17 protein-coding genes are annotated in these 16,032 nt (G+C 58.1%); all 17 read right to left on the bottom strand.

Annotated features, from left to right (window positions below; translation table 11 throughout):
• Nucleotides 1-21: 21 nt before the first annotated feature.
• Nucleotides 22-666 (bottom strand): SDR family NAD(P)-dependent oxidoreductase, encoded by a 645-nt coding sequence (locus Q1B46_RS07460; protein WP_299946436.1) that lies wholly within the window; start codon nt 664-666, stop codon nt 22-24.
• 42 nt (nt 667-708) lie between these two features.
• Complete coding sequence (locus Q1B46_RS07455; RefSeq protein WP_299660818.1) at nt 709-957, bottom strand: pilus assembly protein PilP; 249 nt, start codon at nt 955-957, stop codon at nt 709-711.
• A gap of 238 nt (nt 958-1,195) precedes the next feature.
• The gene (purF, locus tag Q1B46_RS07450; protein ID WP_299946432.1) at nt 1,196-2,716 is read right to left on the bottom strand and encodes an amidophosphoribosyltransferase; all 1,521 of its coding nucleotides are present in this window, start codon (nt 2,714-2,716) and stop codon (nt 1,196-1,198) included.
• Between the two features lie 16 nt (nt 2,717-2,732).
• A complete protein-coding gene (locus tag Q1B46_RS07445) occupies nt 2,733-2,888 on the bottom strand; it encodes a hypothetical protein (RefSeq protein WP_299946430.1) in 156 nt (51 codons plus the stop codon).
• A 470-nt stretch (nt 2,889-3,358) separates the two neighbouring features.
• Nucleotides 3,359-3,931 (bottom strand): CvpA family protein, encoded by a 573-nt coding sequence (locus tag Q1B46_RS07440; RefSeq protein ID WP_299660811.1) that lies wholly within the window; start codon nt 3,929-3,931, stop codon nt 3,359-3,361.
• 41 nt (nt 3,932-3,972) lie between these two features.
• On the bottom strand, nt 3,973-5,337 hold the full coding sequence (gene radA / locus Q1B46_RS07435; protein WP_299946427.1) for a DNA repair protein RadA: 1,365 nt from the start codon (nt 5,335-5,337) through the stop codon (nt 3,973-3,975).
• Between the two features lie 122 nt (nt 5,338-5,459).
• Nucleotides 5,460-6,236, bottom strand: coding sequence for a DNA repair protein (locus Q1B46_RS07430; protein ID WP_299946425.1), 777 nt, complete (start codon nt 6,234-6,236; stop codon nt 5,460-5,462).
• 147 nt (nt 6,237-6,383) lie between these two features.
• On the bottom strand, nt 6,384-6,833 hold the full coding sequence (locus Q1B46_RS07425) for a paraquat-inducible protein A (protein WP_299946702.1): 450 nt from the start codon (nt 6,831-6,833) through the stop codon (nt 6,384-6,386).
• A 534-nt stretch (nt 6,834-7,367) separates the two neighbouring features.
• Nucleotides 7,368-8,114, bottom strand: coding sequence for an ATP-binding cassette domain-containing protein (locus Q1B46_RS07420; protein ID WP_299946422.1), 747 nt, complete (start codon nt 8,112-8,114; stop codon nt 7,368-7,370).
• Nucleotides 8,111-8,893, bottom strand: a complete 783-nt coding sequence (locus tag Q1B46_RS07415) for an ABC transporter permease (RefSeq protein WP_299946420.1) — start codon at nt 8,891-8,893, stop codon at nt 8,111-8,113. Before Q1B46_RS07415 ends, Q1B46_RS07420 begins: the two co-directional genes overlap by 4 nt.
• Nucleotides 8,890-9,924, bottom strand: a complete 1,035-nt coding sequence (gene alr, locus Q1B46_RS07410; protein ID WP_299946418.1) for an alanine racemase — start codon at nt 9,922-9,924, stop codon at nt 8,890-8,892. Before alr ends, Q1B46_RS07415 begins: the two co-directional genes overlap by 4 nt.
• 49 nt (nt 9,925-9,973) lie before the next feature.
• Complete coding sequence (locus Q1B46_RS07405; protein WP_299946415.1) at nt 9,974-10,912, bottom strand: 2OG-Fe(II) oxygenase family protein; 939 nt, start codon at nt 10,910-10,912, stop codon at nt 9,974-9,976.
• Nucleotides 10,913-11,078: 166 nt separating this feature from the next.
• Nucleotides 11,079-12,569 carry a replicative DNA helicase gene (locus tag Q1B46_RS07400; protein WP_299946412.1) on the bottom strand — a complete coding sequence of 497 codons (1,491 nt, stop codon included), beginning with the start codon at nt 12,567-12,569 and terminating at the stop codon, nt 11,079-11,081.
• A gap of 225 nt (nt 12,570-12,794) precedes the next feature.
• Nucleotides 12,795-13,475, bottom strand: a complete 681-nt coding sequence (locus Q1B46_RS07395) for an orotate phosphoribosyltransferase (RefSeq protein ID WP_299946410.1) — start codon at nt 13,473-13,475, stop codon at nt 12,795-12,797.
• A gap of 330 nt (nt 13,476-13,805) precedes the next feature.
• Nucleotides 13,806-14,288 carry a CinA family protein gene (locus tag Q1B46_RS07390; protein ID WP_299946408.1) on the bottom strand — a complete coding sequence of 161 codons (483 nt, stop codon included), beginning with the start codon at nt 14,286-14,288 and terminating at the stop codon, nt 13,806-13,808.
• Complete coding sequence (locus Q1B46_RS07385; protein ID WP_299946406.1) at nt 14,285-14,782, bottom strand: phosphatidylglycerophosphatase A; 498 nt, start codon at nt 14,780-14,782, stop codon at nt 14,285-14,287. The genes Q1B46_RS07390 and Q1B46_RS07385 overlap by 4 nt, the downstream gene beginning before the upstream one ends.
• Nucleotides 14,779-15,909, bottom strand: a complete 1,131-nt coding sequence (locus tag Q1B46_RS07380) for a bifunctional 2-C-methyl-D-erythritol 4-phosphate cytidylyltransferase/2-C-methyl-D-erythritol 2,4-cyclodiphosphate synthase (RefSeq protein WP_299946404.1) — start codon at nt 15,907-15,909, stop codon at nt 14,779-14,781. The genes Q1B46_RS07385 and Q1B46_RS07380 overlap by 4 nt, the downstream gene beginning before the upstream one ends.
• Nucleotides 15,910-16,032: the final 123 nt, after the last annotated feature.

The raw sequence follows: 16,032 nt of genomic DNA, 5'->3' as shown, positions 1-16,032 counted from the left end.
ATGGCCCGCAAGGGCCATCCCTCAAAGCTGCGCCAGTATCCGCGCCGCCTCATCCGCAGTGCTGTTCAGTGTCTCCCGATCCTCACCGGGATGGAACCGCGCGCGTACGGCTGTGGGCATCGGCGCAGGCTCAACAATTGAGACACGCGGACCTGTCCGTGCAGTCTCGGCTTCCCAACTGCGCGCGAGTGCCATCTGCGCGGCTTTGGTGGCACCATAGATGCCATAATACTTCTCGCCAGCTTTGGGGTCTTCAAAGAACACCGCATGACCCGCTTCCCCCAACAAAGGAGCGACGTATGGAATCAGAACCGACGTGGCCGTCGCGTTTGTGCTGAAGGCCTTTGCCCATTCTTTTGGGTCTACGAAATGCGTGGGCGTCAGGGCCGAGGTGTGGACTGCCGTATGAAGCCACAGATCGACCTTGCCCCAGCGATCATGGATGCCCCTGCACAAGGTGGCCATAGCGTTCGGATCGCAAATATCCATTGGCGCCAGCGTGGCCGATCCGCCTTTCGCCTGAATACGATCGTCCAGCTCTTCCAGCCCGCCCTGCGTGCGGGCGACGGCAACGATGTGATAGTCAGGGGCCAGCGCCTCGGCCAGTGCCGCGCCCAGCCCGCGTGAGGCCCCGGTGATGAGGGCAATTTTGGTCTGATCGGTCATGAGGGGGGTTTGAACCGGTGGGCGAAGGGCGTCAAGTCAGGATCAACTGCCGGGAATGTCGATCCGGCGGTTCTGGCCGCTTTGTCGCAGCACAACGCCTTCTTCATCAATTGCAACCACTTTGCCCGAACCCACCCGGTTGCCGGGCTTCACCTTCTTTACCCGTCCCGAGGACAGGCGAACCAACGCCTGGAGCTCGGCCTTGGGGCCAAAAACGCCTAGTACCGTGACCGAATTCTTCTTCAACGCACCCGCCTGCGTGGCTGCGCTTTTGACTGTTGTATTTGCCATGATCTGCAGCCGGGCTGAACCCCCGAACCTCGTTTTCTGAGTGGTTTTCAACGCCCGGCTAGCACGGGTCCAACCGAACCAAAAGGGCCACCGCACCCATTTCTGGAAGGCTTAAAAGCCGCGCGTCGAACCCTTTGCAAACGCGGCTTGTTCAACACAAGGTTGTCGGCGGATTCTGACCTATGATTGCCAGGGCCTGTCACTGGGCCTTTGCTGCAAGGAAGGCCGAATCGCAGGATCAGCCCGAGGCCAGCTTGGCCGCGTTCCACGAGCTGCCCACGACCTGCATATCTTCGCGTTTTTTGCTGACACGGCTGCTGTTTTCGAGACTGCTCAGATAATCCTCGTCCACGCCGGTGATATAGTTGCCATCAAAGCACGAGCATTCAAAGGCCTCGATCTCGGGATTACCTTCCTTGGCCGCCCAGATCAGATCATCGAGGTCCTGATAAAACAGGGCGTCTGCGCCCAGTTCCTGACGGATACCTTCGATGTCTTTGCCCGATGCTATCAGTTCGTGGCGCGTGGGCATGTCGATGCCATAGACATTGGGGAATTTCACCGGTGGCGATGCGCTGGCGACATAGACCTTTTTCGCACCGGCCTCGCGACACATCTGAACGATCTTCTTGATCGTATTGCCACGCACGATTGAATCGTCAATCAGCAGCACGTTGTGGCCGTCGAATTCCAGAGGAACCGCGTTCAGTTTGCGGCGCACAGATTTCTGCCGTTCTGCCTGGCCGGGCATGATGAATGTACGACCAACATATCGGTTCTTCACCAAACCTTCGCGGTAGGGGATGCCGGTGATTTTGGCGGCTTCCAGCGCGACAGGGCGGGCGCTGTCTGGAACGGGGATGATCCGGTCGATCTCAAGCCCCGAATCTTTGATCTGTTTTGCCAGCGTCTGACCCATACGCATCTGCGTTTTGTAAACAGACACGCCATCCAGAAGCGAGTCAGGGCGCGCCAGATAGACATACTCGAAAATGCAGGGTGTCAACTTGCCATCAACGGCCTGAAATTCGTGCATATTACCGTCGAGATCGATCAGGATCGCTTCGCCCGGGTTCAGGTCGCGCAGCTTGTCGAAACCATTGATGCCAAAGGCCACGTCTTCTGACGCAAAGGCAAAATCGTCCCCGTCACCCGCTGCTTCACGCTTGGCCACGGAAAGGGGGCGGATGCCATAAGGGTCGCGGAACGCCAGCATGCCGACACCGGCCACCAGACAGATCGCGGAATAAGCGCCCTGAACCCGCTCCATCGTCATTTTGACACCAGCAAACAGGTTGCGGACCGGATCGGCATTGCCGTTCACCTTGATGGCATCTGCCACCTTGTCGGCCAGCACGTTCAACAGAACTTCGGAATCCGATGTGGTGCGCAGGTGACGGCTGTATTTTGCTGTGACCTTTTCGCGCTGTTCTTCGGTGTTGGTGATGTTGCCGTTATGGACCAGATAGATGCCATAGGGGGCATTCACGAAAAAAGGCTGCGCCTCGGCTGCGCTGAGCGAACCTGCGGTGGGATAGCGGACATGACCCATGCCCACCTTGCCCAGCAGGGTTTCAGCATCGCTGGCGTTGAACACGTCCTTGACGAGACCATTGGCCTTTTTCTCGCGGAAGAATTCACCATTAAAGGTGACGATCCCCGACGCATCCTGACCCCGGTGCTGCAGCATCAGCAGCCCGTCATAGATTTCCGCAAAGACATCATGTGTCCGATTTGCGATCCCCAAAATCCCACACATACACGGGCTCCAATTTCTATGACTTTATTTGGCTGGCGTTCAGGTTGGAATGGCTGCTGACTGGTGTCTGAATGGTCTGTTGCTGGGCGCCAAGACGGCGCGCAAGCACAAGCGCAATGGCGGCCAGTGCGAAATAAAACAGATACAGCAAGGTCAGCAGCTCCGATTCCATGTCGGTATGGCCTCCACATAAAGCCAATTGCCGCGCGTGTCACCAAAGGATCACATTCGCGATTTGCCGCAGGTTGGATTCGCGCGCAACAGGGGTAATTGATGACAAAATGACGAAACCGTGATGTCATTCAGCCCAGGTGTCGGAAACCGGTACCCAAGATGGTTGGGGTGAATCAAAGCCATGTGGCAGCACAAGCAAAACGATCCCAAGGAAAAGCCCGTCAAGCGACGGTGCCATAGGTGTCGCGGGGGTGGTCGCGCACCCTGCGAGATCTGCAAAGGCGCAGGGATGGTCGTCAAGAGTCGTGACCAATATGGCAAGCCGATCTCAAGCCGCTGCGACGGATGCTTTGGATTGAAATCGATCCGCTGCAATATCTGCGGCGGCGAAGGGTTCGTCTGACCTCATCTCGCCGAATAAAAAAGCCCGGTCTAGACCGGGCTTTTGAGCAATCAGATTTGTGCGGATCAACCTTCAGAGGCGTTGTCTGCAGTGCAGCTTGCCACCAGTTCCTCATACTGAGAGGTTACCCAACCCAGCGCAGCCTCGGGGTTTTGTTCTTCGATCTGGCCGCTGAACTGTTCGAATACCTTGGCCGAGCGACTTTCGTCGACCATCGTATAAGACTGCCCCGTCATCACTGTATCGTAGACGAAGAAGGCGATGGCGACCAACAGGATGCCGCGGGCAACGCCGAAGAAAAACCCAAGCGCCTGATCAAGCCCGCCAAGAGCCGAACGCTGCACCAGTGAAGAAAACAGCGGTGTGAAAATGCTGACCACGATCAGTGCGACCGCGAAGACAGCGGCAAAACCGGTAATGACCGAAAGCTCACAGCTGTCGCGCAGGAACTCTCCGACGACAGGAACTTCTTTGACCAATGGCACTGCTTGTGGCGCAAAGATAAAGGCCAGCACAGCAGCGGCGACCCAGCCCGCGATGGCCAGAACCTCGCGCATGAAACCGCGCGAATAGGCCAGCAAGCCCGACAGCACGATGATCAGGGCCACAACCCCGTCAATTATTGTAAAACCTTCCATGGCCCTCGCCTGTTCGTTTTTCTGCCCACTCGGGCGCGACCTTAACCTGCTCCGAAGGTTTCGCCAACAAACCCCACTAAATCAGAGGGTCGGGTGAGTGTCAGACCTGCCACAGTGCCAGTTTTGCCACCCGCCGGAGCAATTGCCGCCGTGAAACCAAGTTTTTGCGCTTCTTTCAACCTGTTTTCGGTCTGCGGGGCCGGTCTAAGTGCCCCAGATAGCGAGATTTCTCCGAAAACAACGGTATCTGCGGGCAATGCCGTGTCTTCACGCGCGCTAAGGAGGGCGGCGGCGACGGCGAGGTCAGCTGCGGGCTCGCTGATTTTCAGTCCACCGGCCACGTTTAGGTAGACATCGAGCCCGGCAAAAGGGATGCCACAGCGCGCTTCGAGCACCGCGAGGATCATGGCGAGCCGACCGCTGTCCCAGCCCACGACCGTGCGGCGGGGCTGGGAATGGGGCGAGGGTGCGACGAGCGCCTGCAATTCGACCAACACCGGGCGGGTGCCTTCGATGCCTGCGAACACCGCTGATCCGGGGCTGGGCGTGCCGCGTTCTGACAGGAATAGGGCTGACGGGTTGGTGACTTGCGCCAGACCCTTGCCGGTCATCTCGAAGACGCCGATTTCGTCCGCGGGGCCAAAGCGGTTCTTGACTGCGCGCAGGATGCGGAACTGGTGACCGCGCTCGCCTTCGAAATACAGCACTGTGTCGACCATATGTTCGACCACGCGGGGGCCCGCGATCTGACCATCCTTGGTGACGTGGCCGACCATGATGATCGACACGCCGTGTCGTTTCGCAAATGTTGTCAATTCATGGGCTGCAGCGCGGACTTGAGACACCGAACCCGGTGTGCTGTCCACGTTATCGGCCCACATGGTTTGGATCGAATCGATGATGGCGAGGCCCGGTTTCTCGGCCTCAAGCGTGGTGAGAATGTCGCGCAGGTTGGTTTCGGCAGCAAGTTGCACCGGAGACTCCTCCAGGCCCAACCGACGGGCGCGCATCCGGACCTGCGCGCTGGCTTCCTCACCCGAGACGTAGATGGTTTTGACACCCTTGCGGGCAAACCGCGCGGCGGCCTGCAGTAAAAGGGTGGACTTTCCGATGCCGGGGTCACCGCCAACCAGCAGGGCCGAAGCGGGGACGAGGCCACCGCCGAGAACGCGGTCGAGTTCTTCAACCCCGCACAGGGTGCGGGGTGGGGGTGATTCTTCAGTTGAAAGTTCGGTGAGGACAATGGACTGGCCGCGCTTGCCACCAAGGGATTTCTTGGCTGGCCCGGCGGAAAGGGGGCGCTCCTGAATGATGGTGTTCCATTCGCCGCAGCCATCGCAGCGACCGGACCACCGTGTATGCGAGGCACCGCAGGCGGAGCAGGTGAAGGTTTGTGTCTTTGCCATGTCGCCCTTCGTGCCCGAGGCGGGGCGGTTCTTCAAGCCCTTGCGGGCTTTCCTCACCGCCGGGCGCGCGCCGCGTCCTCAGGCCCTGCGGGCCATCGTCGGCGGCGGGCGCTGGTCGCGCCTTATTCTGCTGCCCGAGGTGGTGTCATGGCGACCACGCTGGCGGGTGTTTTGTCATCTGAGGAAGATTGTAGCTGCGCCGACAGTTCGGGGAGCAGATCGAACAACTCATCCCTAAGGCGGGCAAGTTGCGATTTGGCGATGGATTCCTCGATCTCGATGTCGCGGGTCCACTGGCGTAACTCGTGCTGAATGGTTTGCGCATCTTCGATACGCTGCTGGAATTGCTCCAATTCTTCATGCCGTTGCCTGAGGAAGGTGCGGGCGCGTTCCACCTTTGCATCGCCATATGTATCAGCCAGCTCCTGACTGATCTGGCTCATCTGGGCGGCGAGCTCCAGCACCTGCGGCTCTAGCCCTTGCAGATCGGGGTGATCGCGCAGAAAGGCCATTCGCTCTTTCACCGCGTCGAATTCTGAGGCCAGCGCAAAGGTGCCGCTGCGGTCGGCGGCGTGGGCAATCTGATAGGCGCCGGCCACATCCTGCATATTCAACGCGAACTTACGGTGGGTGTTTTCCAGCGCCATCATCCGGGCGTTTGAGGGAAGGTAGAAGGCCAGCATCAGGATCAGGGCGGTCAGTCCGATCTGGATGTAGATACCTGCGTCGACGACGGTTCCGCCAGTCAGACCCGCCTGCATCGAAAGCCAGGGTAGGATACCGAATGCGGACAAAACGGTGGCACCGACCGCGAAGAGTGCGGCGGCGCAGATCAGGAAAAAAGTCAGTTTTAAAAAGGCATTCTGAAATTGTAATGTTGCTGCGTGGAGGGCGGCCATGATGTCGATCTCCTTCTTTAACCGATACAAAACCGGGCCAAAGCGGACGACAATCAATCACGATATGATCCGCTGAGGACCCGTGAACTACAAACTTGTTGCTGCTCGAAATATCATAAAGATACTCAGAAAGACGTTTTCAATCAATTAGGTCTGAGGTTTTCGTGATCCAAATGTCATCTCTGTAATATGACCTAAGGTCAGCGAGGCCAGAATGCAGCCGGTAAACAGGTAGAGGCCCCAGGCCGTTTCGATGGTCGCGTATGAGATGCCTTTGGCCAACGTGATATAGAGCGCGATGAGGAAGATATCGGCCATCGCCAGCTTGCCGAGGATGTTGAGTGCGGGTTGGACGCGCGGGTCCAGAAGGTTCCATTGGATCAGCGCGGTGCCGATGGTTTTGATGTACGGCGCGAAGAGGGCGAAGATGGTGACAATCAGCGCGAGGAAGATGTCGGAGCGCCAGAGGGACTGGAGGCCGGTGATGACGCTGATTTCACTGAGGCCGAAGATCGGGAGGAGCCCTGCGCGCATCAGCGGGGCAAACCACGCGATGGGGTAGAGGATTAGGAGAGACAGGGTGGCGAGGCGGAGCATATGCATACATTGGTCAGAGACAACGAGATTCCAAGCAAAAATTCGATCTGGTTGCTCGCATGATGCAAATTAGAAAGGTCAGGTGTTGATCAACCAAAGAACTCTGATGACCATGTAAAAAACATCCTTATTGCTGGAATACACAACACGATGGTCGCAAAAGCATGAAAAGTGTTGAGTCGATTGGCGATCGCAAATGTAGCGGCACCAATCGTCGCGACAGCGCTAAAGAAGACCGGTGCGACAACTACCGATTCCAGCCAATCTCCGGTTAACATCGCATCCTGAGTGCTTTCAGGAAAGCTGGATAAGTTAAATAGCACGACTATTGAAAGCAATATCCATGCGCAGCAAAGAATTGGTGCCCAGATCAGTATTCGGCCAATTTTCCGGTGCGCAGAGTTATTTTTAATTTTTTGCCCGAGCGTAACCGTTACACAAGCGGCCGTAATCGGGGGGAACAGGAGTAACGCGAATAAGATAATTACTGCCTCAATTCAGCTCGACTTACCAAAACCATTTCTAATGGGGCGTTCACCGCACTGCCTCAATCGGCCCCTCTGCGCTCCCGCTGATGAACTGCTCAACATAAGGATCACCCGAGGCATCCATCTGGCCGACCGGGCCGGTCCACTGGATCACGCCTCCGTGCAGCATAGCCACGTTGTCGGCAATCGCGCGGACCGAGCTCATGTCGTGAGTGATGGTCATCGCGGTGGCGCCCATCTCGGTCACGATCTCGCGGATCAGGTCGTTGATGACGCCGGACATGATCGGGTCGAGGCCGGTGGTGGGCTCATCAAAAAAGATGATCTCGGGCTCGGCGGCGATCGCGCGGGCGAGGCCGACGCGTTTTTGCATGCCACCGGACAGTTCCGCAGGCAACCGGTCGGCGACATTGGATTTCAGGCCAACGCGGCGCAATTTCTCGATGGCGATCTCACGCGCTTCTTCGACCGGGCGTTTCAGCGAACCGCGCAGCAGGCGGAATGCGACGTTTTGCCAGACGGGCAGGGAGTCAAACAGCGCCGCGCCCTGAAACAGCATCCCGAAGCGGGCCAGAAACGCATCCCGGTCGCCTTTCTGGGCGTCCTTGCCGTCGACATAGATCATGCCGCTGTCGGGCTTGATCAGGCCAAGAATGCATTTCAGCGCCACCGATTTTCCGGTGCCCGAGCCGCCGATGATGACCATCGAGGTGCCCTTGGGAATCTCAAGGTTCATGCCTTGCAGGACGTGGTTGTCGTCAAAGGCTTTATGTACGTTCTCCATCCGGATCATAGCGAGAAGAACACCCCTGTGAGTACGAAATTGGCTGCGAGGATCAGGACGGCGGCAGCCTCGACCGAGCCTTTGGTGGCGCGGCCCACGCCCTGCGCACCGCGGCCCGAGGACATGCCATAATAGCAGCCCATGATGGCGGCGATCACGCCGAATGCGGCCCCTTTGACAAGGGACGAGACGATGTCGCGCACCTCAAGGAAATCGACTGTGTTTTTAAGATAGGCCGCCGGGTTGAAACCCAGATTTTGCGTCGCGACTGTGTAACCACCTGCAATGCCGATGATATCTCCGATCGCAACCAGGACGGGCACAGTGAGCAGCGCCGCCAGCACACGCGGGGCGGTGAGGTATTTCATCGGATGGGTCGACAGCGTGACCAGCGCGTCAATCTGCTCGGTCACTTTCATAGTTGCGATCTCGGCGGCGATGGATGAGGTCACGCGGGCTGCGATCATCAGGCCGACCAGTACCGGGCCAAGCTCTCGCACCATGCCGATGGCGACGATCTGGGGCACTACGGCCTCGGCATTGAAACGCGCGCCGCCTGCATAGATCTGCAGCGCTAATGCGCCGCCAGTGAAGATGGCGGTCAGGCCAACGACGGGCAAGGACAACCAGCCGATATTCAGCAGTGCAATGCCAAATTCGCGGGGATAAAACGGAGGCCGGAAAATATGCGAAACCGCGTCGAGCGCAAACAGCGCGACGCGGCCAAACGCGGCCAGCATGCTCAGGATGGCACGCCCCAGCTCACCCAGCAATGAGATGGGGTTCATTCCACGTAGCCCCGGGAAAAGCGGCTGCCAAGAGAAGTCAGAATTTCATAGCCAATGGTTCCGGCAGCTTCGGCCAGGTCATCAACGGTTTGGTGCCCGTTCAGGATTCGCAGGCGGTCAGGTTCGTAGGGCAAATCAGTTACATCCACGGTGATCAAGTCCATCGAGATACGTCCTACCACCGGGCAGGGCTGATCACCAGCGAATGCGTCAATACCGCCGCCAATGGCACGATGTAGCCCATCAGCATAGCCCGCCGCGACTGTTGCGATCTTCGATGGCCGGCGTGCGGTCCAGCTGTTGCCATAGCCCACAGTTTCGCCCACTGCGACGTCGCGCACCTGAACCACAGGCAAATCGACGGTGACAACCGGTTTCGCCCCGGCAAAGGGCATTCCGCCATAAAGACCGATCCCCGGACGGCAGAAATCAAAATGAAATTCCGACCCCATGAGGGTGCCACCCGTCGCCGCAAGCGAACGTGGGGCCTCAACTCCGTCGGTCATCTGCTTGAAGGTGTTCAGTTGCTGCCGATTCATGGGATGTTCGGGCTCATCTCCGCACGCAAGATGAGACATCACCACCAGCGGATCCAGCGCAAGGGCCTCGTGCCGCAGCTCGGCCCAGTCGGCAGGCTCAAGACCCAGACGGTTCATACCGCTATCAAGCTGAATACCAAAGCGGTGGTCGGGCAGGGCCTCGCGGTGGCGTTTGAACTGTTGCGGAGAGTTGATCAGAGGCGTCAGGTTGTGTTGGCGCAGCAGATCGGCATCGCCCTCCATATGGCCAGAAAAGACAGCGACCAACGGCCCGGGACCCACCGCCTCGCGCACAGTTGCACCTTCTTCTGCGACGGCGACAAAGAATTTCCGCACACCTTCTTCGGCCAATGCCCAGGCTACGGGTTCTGCACCCAGACCGTAGGCATCAGCTTTAACAACTGCTCCGGTTTCGACATCGGTCTTAGCGTCCAGCGAACGCCAGTTGTGTGTCAGTGCATGTAGGTTAATGGTAAGATGTGCGGTACTCATACTAGCTGTTCATGCCAATGGCGTGGTCGACGTCAAGGGGGGGATTGATCTAATTTTTGTTCGGTTTGTGCGCCTCGTACGCTGCTTCCAGCTCAGAACGTAGGAAATCACTGAAAATCAGTGGATTGAAGTTGGGTGTGCCAGTGCCCGGCAAGGGTTGGATGATTGTATTCACATGCGGGTCAAAGAAGAAAGGAACGCTGTATCGTTCACGCCCCGAGCGATTGATCACGCGGTGGGGTGTCGACAACAGCTGGCCATTGCTCATTCGGTTCAGCATGTCGCCCACGTTTACGACAAACGCATCCGGGTTTGATGGGACGTCAACCCAAGCTCCCGCAGGTGTCTGAACCTGTAATCCGCCCACCTGATCCTGTGCCAGCAACGTCAGGCATCCAAAGTCCGTATGAGGTGCAGAACCGAACAGATCGTCCGGGCTGGTCTTGGGTTGTGGCGGGTAGTGCAACAGACGTAACCAAATGGTGGGGTCGTCAAAGGCTGACAAGACCGAGAAATCAGTGGCGCCGCTGGCCAAAAGCGCAATCCGCATCAGCCTGCGGCCCAATTCTGACATGACCTCAACATAGGCCTCAAGCGTTTCGCGGAAACCGGGCAGATCGGGCCACCGATTGGGGCCGGAAAGATAGATATCTGGGTCAACACGCGCGTCTTCGCGCATCATCATGAAACTGGCGGATTGATTGGGCTTTGTGACATCAGCCAGTGATGAGTTCACATCCGTCGACGTATTGATCGCAATGTAGCCGCGATGGCTCCGATCTACTGCGATTGCCTGCTTTTTGGCCAAGGCCAACGCGTGGAAGTGTTTTGAGGCATCAAACACATTTCGGATCAGGGCGGGGTCGACGCCGTGATCTACGATATATCCAAAGCCGGTTGTTCCGTAAGCGGCGCGAAAATCTCTGGCGATTTCCTCATCAGGGCGCGCACCCAGCCTAACGACCGGGATTTCAGTGAATTCTGTCATTTCTCTCTCGCTTTGCTGGGATGGTTTCAGGGGCGAAGGGTGCCCCCGATCTATCCGTCAAAACGCTTGCGGCGATGCCCGAAGTGGCGCGCAAGTATGACACGACGTGGCAAGTGTTTGAGAGAATATTGCATAGCCGAATTAGTGCATGGTGATTTCGTTAGGGTCAATACTCTTCGATCTGCCCGCCTTGCTGCCACGGTTTGACGAGATTGCCAAAGCGGGTGAACTGCGCCTCGAAGGACAGCTCGACCGTGCCGATGGGGCCGTGTCGTTGCTTGCCGACGATGATTTCGGCCTTGCCGTGCAGGCTCTCCATGGCCTGTTTCCACTCTTCCATCTTATCCAGCTCGTGATCGCCGGGCTTTTCGCGTTCCTTGTAGTACTCTTCGCGGAACACAAACATCACCACGTCGGCGTCTTGCTCGATCGAGCCCGATTCCCGCAGGTCGGACAATTGCGGGCGCTTGTCATCACGGTTTTCAACCTGACGAGACAGCTGTGACAGGGCGATGACCGGGATATTCAGTTCCTTGGCGATGGCCTTCATGCCCATTGAAATCTCGGCAATCTCGTTGACGCGATTTTCGGCCATACCGCGGCAAAGCTGCAGATAGTCGATCACCAGCAGGTCCAGCCCGTGTGTCCGTTTCAACCGGCGTGCCCGCGCCGCAAGTTGTGAGATCGGGAGGGCGGGGGTGTCATCGATGAAAAGAGGGCAGGCTTCCAATTCCTTGGCGGCGTCGACGAAGCGTCGGAACTCGGCCTCGGTCATATCACCTTGGCGGATCTTGTGGCTGGAAATCTCGGAAGCTTCGGCCAGAACCCGGCCCGCCAGCTGTTCCGCGCTCATTTCCAATGAGAAGAATCCAACCACACCGCCGTCAATCGCACCTTCGCTTCCGTCAGGCTTGGTGCCGCGTTTGTAAGCCTTGGCCACGTTGAACGCGACGTTGGTTGCAAGCGAGGTTTTACCCATCGATGGACGCCCGGCCAGAATGATCAGGTCAGAAGGGTGCAAACCACCCAGTTGTTTGTCCAGATCGGCCAGACCGGTGGAAATCCCCGCCATGCCGCCACCGCGCTGGTACGCCTCATTGGTGACGTTGACGGCTTCTGTGACCGCCTTGAGGAAGGATTGGAATCCCTGTTCGGTCTGGCCCTGCTCGGAAAGCTGATAGAGCTGTTGCTCGGCCTCGACGATTTGTTCTTTGGGCTCGCTGCTGACATCGACCCGTGCAGCTTTGTCCGAGATATCCCGGCCCAACCGGATAAGTTCCCGACGGATGGCGAGGTCATAGATCATTTGGGCATAGTCATGCACGGCAAACGCACTAATCGACGCCCCGGCCAGTTTAACCAGATAAGCGGGGCCGCCCAACTCCTTCAGGCCTTCATCTTCGGCCATGAAGGATTTCAACGTCACGGGTGAGGCCAGCGCATTCTTGGCGATACGGGCCGATGCGACCTCGTAGATGCGGGCGTGAACTGGGTCAAAAAAATGTTCGGCCCCGATGATCGACGCAACTCGGTCATACAGATCATTATTGGTTAGAATCGCACCCAGAAGCTGCTGCTCGGCCTCGATGGAGTGCGGCATGGTTTCTGGGCTCTGAATCTGTGCCGCTGCCTGCTCGATACTGCTAATCTCGTTCATCTCGTCCCCGCTGCCCGTCCCGAGGTTCTATACGCGAAATGCGTTTGCAAGCTATCTGGAAATCCTTGTGGCTAAGTTGGGGTAAAGCCTTGGGATAACTTTCCTGACAGTTCCGATACCTGCGTGTGCGTAGCTTATTATGTAGAAATCGACGGAAAAGTCACTAGATATCGTGGCGCGCGCGCCGATTCTTCTGTGCTTATCCCCAATCTATCCACATGAGTTTTACGTGGTTTTATTGGCGTCCTGCCAGCCGCGCGGGTCATTCAAAAAGGCCTCGACATCACTAAGGGTTTCTTCATCAAAGGCCTTTTGTGCCTTGGCCTCGGCCAGCACATCCCACCAGGTGCACAGGTGATGCAGTTGTATGCCATGATCACCCAGCGTTTTTTCCGTTTCGGGGAAGATGCCGTAATAGAAGATCACGGCCGTATGCCCACATGTCGCGCCGGTGTCGCGGATCGCATCCACGAAAGACAGTTTTGATCCGCCATCAGTCGTCAGATCCTCGACCAACAGGACCCGTTCGCCTTCGCCCATCGCGCCTTCGATGCGGGCGTTGCGGCCATAGCCTTTGGGCTTCTTGCGCACGTATGTCATCGGCAGGGCCATGCGTTCAGCCACCATTGCGGCAAAGGGTATGCCTGCAGTCTCACCACCGGCAATGTTGTCGAAGGCTTCAAAGCCCGCGTCGCGCATCACGGTGACGGTCAGGAAATCCATAAGGGTCGAGCGGATGCGCGGGTACGAGATCAGCTTGCGGCAGTCGATATAGGTCGGGCTGGGCAGGCCAGAGGACAGGGTGAACGGCTCACGCGAATTGAAGTGGACGGCTTTGATCTCCAGCAACATCCGCGCAGTCAGGCGGGCGATTTCAGTGCTATCGGGAAAGGAACTGGGGATCATGTCGGGACCTCGGTGCTGAAATGACGTTGCGGGCTGATAGCCCGTCCACAAGGTCAGAGTCGAGAGGCGTGCAAAAGAAAAGCGGACCCCAAAGAGGTCCGCTTTGTGCCCTTGCGGGCAAAGCAGTTTGAGGTGGGCTCAACTGCTCCTGTAAAAGGCCCGATCTTTCATTGCAGAAAAGATAGTAAGGCCGTTGTCTTGTTGTCGGCGTTTACGCGAGGCGGGGTATGAGGTGCAACCATCTTTGCCCTCACAATCGTGATAGCTGCCGCAAAGACAGGCCGCATGGCAACCTTGTTCATTGGGAAATCCCACGCCATGCAGGTTTTTCTAATCCTGCGGCGGGGTGCAAAGCGCGTTGTTCAGAAGGACCAGTGCATGATCACGGGCAGCGCGGCGCACATTGTTACGCCCCAATGCGCCGAATTCGATTGTTTCGGTACGTGTGGCCTGATCATTGGCAGCCAGACCAAAACAAACTCGGCCTTCGGGTTTATACTCTGACCCGCCGGGGCCAGCGATGCCGGTGATCGAGACCGCCAGCTGCGCCTGTGAATTGCGCAGCGCACCTTCGGCCATTTCGCGCGCCACTTCCTCTGAGACGGCACCATGTGCCTCAAGTGTATCGGCACGCACGCCCAGCATCTCTTGCTTGGCGGTGTTGGTGTAGGTGACGAAACCGCGCTCGACCACGGCAGAGCTGCCGGGGATGTCGGTCAGCGCAACAGCGACCATGCCGCCCGTGCAGCTTTCGGCGGTGGTGATCATCACGCCCTGCGCTTTGGCGCGGTCCAGTAGGTCGGTCACTGTCACAGGCCCATCACTCCATGTGCGATACCGGCAAGGATGACCACGCCGGTGGCGGCAAAGACGCCTGCGATCACATCGTCCAACATCACGCCCATCGGGTCACCGCGCCGGTCAGCCCAGCCGATGGGGCCGGGCTTGGTGATGTCAAACAGGCGAAACAGTACGAAGCCCGCCACCCAACCGGGCCAGAGCGCTGAGATATCTATCCCGTGCGCCCATGACGGGTAGGAAATCGCCCAGATGGCGATGAACTGGCCTGCGACCTCATCGATGACAATCTCGGATGGGTCATGGTCTTCCTGTCCAGCGGTCATGACGCGCGTAGCCCAGAGGCCGCCGAAGAAGACCGCGAAGGTCGCGAGGACCAGCAGAGGGAAACCGCCCAGCATATGCAGCACCCAGGCCAGCGGCAGCGCGGCCAGGGAACCCCAGGTGCCGGGGGCAGGGCGCAGATAACCGACGCCACAGACGGTTCCGATCGTCCGTGCGACGGTCATGATTTCACCAGACAGGCTGTAGCGAGCGATGCGATGCCTTCGCCGCGACCGGTAAAGCCCAACCGCTCCGATGTTGTCGCCTTGACCGAGACCTGATCGGCGCGCAGCCCCAGGATCCGCGCCATCTGAGTGCGCATGGCTTCGGCATGCGGGCCGATCTTGGGAAATTCGCAGACCAGCGTGCAATCGACATTCGAGATGGCGTAACCCATCTGCTCGGCCAGATCGACGGCGTGCCGCAGGAAAATCTCGCTCGCCGCGCCTTTCCATTGCGGGTCAGAGGGCGGGAAATGTTGCCCGATATCACCTTGCGCCAGCGCGCCATAGATCGCGTCGGTCACCGCGTGCATTCCGACATCGGCGTCCGAATGACCTTGCAGACCACGATTATGCGGCACCTTTACACCACAGAGGATCACGTGATCTCCGTCCCTAAATCGGTGCACGTCGTATCCGTTGCCCAGCCTTACATCCATATCCTTACCCATTATGCGTTCGGCCCGGTCGAAATCCTCGGGTCTGGTGATTTTCAGGTTATCCGCGTCGCCCGGAATGATCGCAACATCGATCCCGGCTGCACGCGCGACTTCGACGTCATCCGCTGCGCCTCCGGGATGGGCTGCGTGCGCAGCTGTGATCGCGCCATAGTGAAACCCCTGCGGCGTCTGTGCAGCAAAAAGACCGGATCGGTCCTGTGTTCCCGTGACCACCGATCCATCTCCGGTCCAGAGGGCATCTGTGACGGCCAATCCCGGAGCGGCAGCGGGAAGCGTGTCGAGCGCGTCCAGAACGTCTCTGATCACCCGAGCGCTAACGCAAGGGCGGGCAACATCGTGAATCAAAACCTTTTCAACGCCATACGCTTCCAAAGCCTGCAGACCGTTGCGGACCGATCCAGCCCTGTCTGCGCCGCCCGCTGCAAGAATGAGTTTAGTATTGTTGAATTCTTCCCAGACCGCAGTGTCGTCTACCGCAAGAACCAAAACGATATGATCAACCAGCCCCTCGAAGCGATCGATGGTCCAATCTGCCACGCGCCGCCCACCCATGGCACGCCATTGTTTGGGCACTCCGCCTCCGGCGCGCTGGCCCCGACCGGCGGCAACAATGATGGCAGCTGTGGTCATCTTTTTTGTTCTCCTGATTGAGGCATTGTTTAGGGGGCGGTGAATGCAGAGGCAATCACCCACGTCAACATGCCTAAAAAATAGGCATATGATGATTTGACGAGCTTGTGCGCCGCCGTTTTG

The sequence above is a fragment of the uncultured Ruegeria sp. genome, from assembly GCF_947500045.1.
GTDB lineage: Bacteria > Pseudomonadota > Alphaproteobacteria > Rhodobacterales > Rhodobacteraceae > Ruegeria.
Note: the sequence above shows the minus strand (reverse complement) of the source record. Positions and strands in the feature narration are given on the sequence as shown.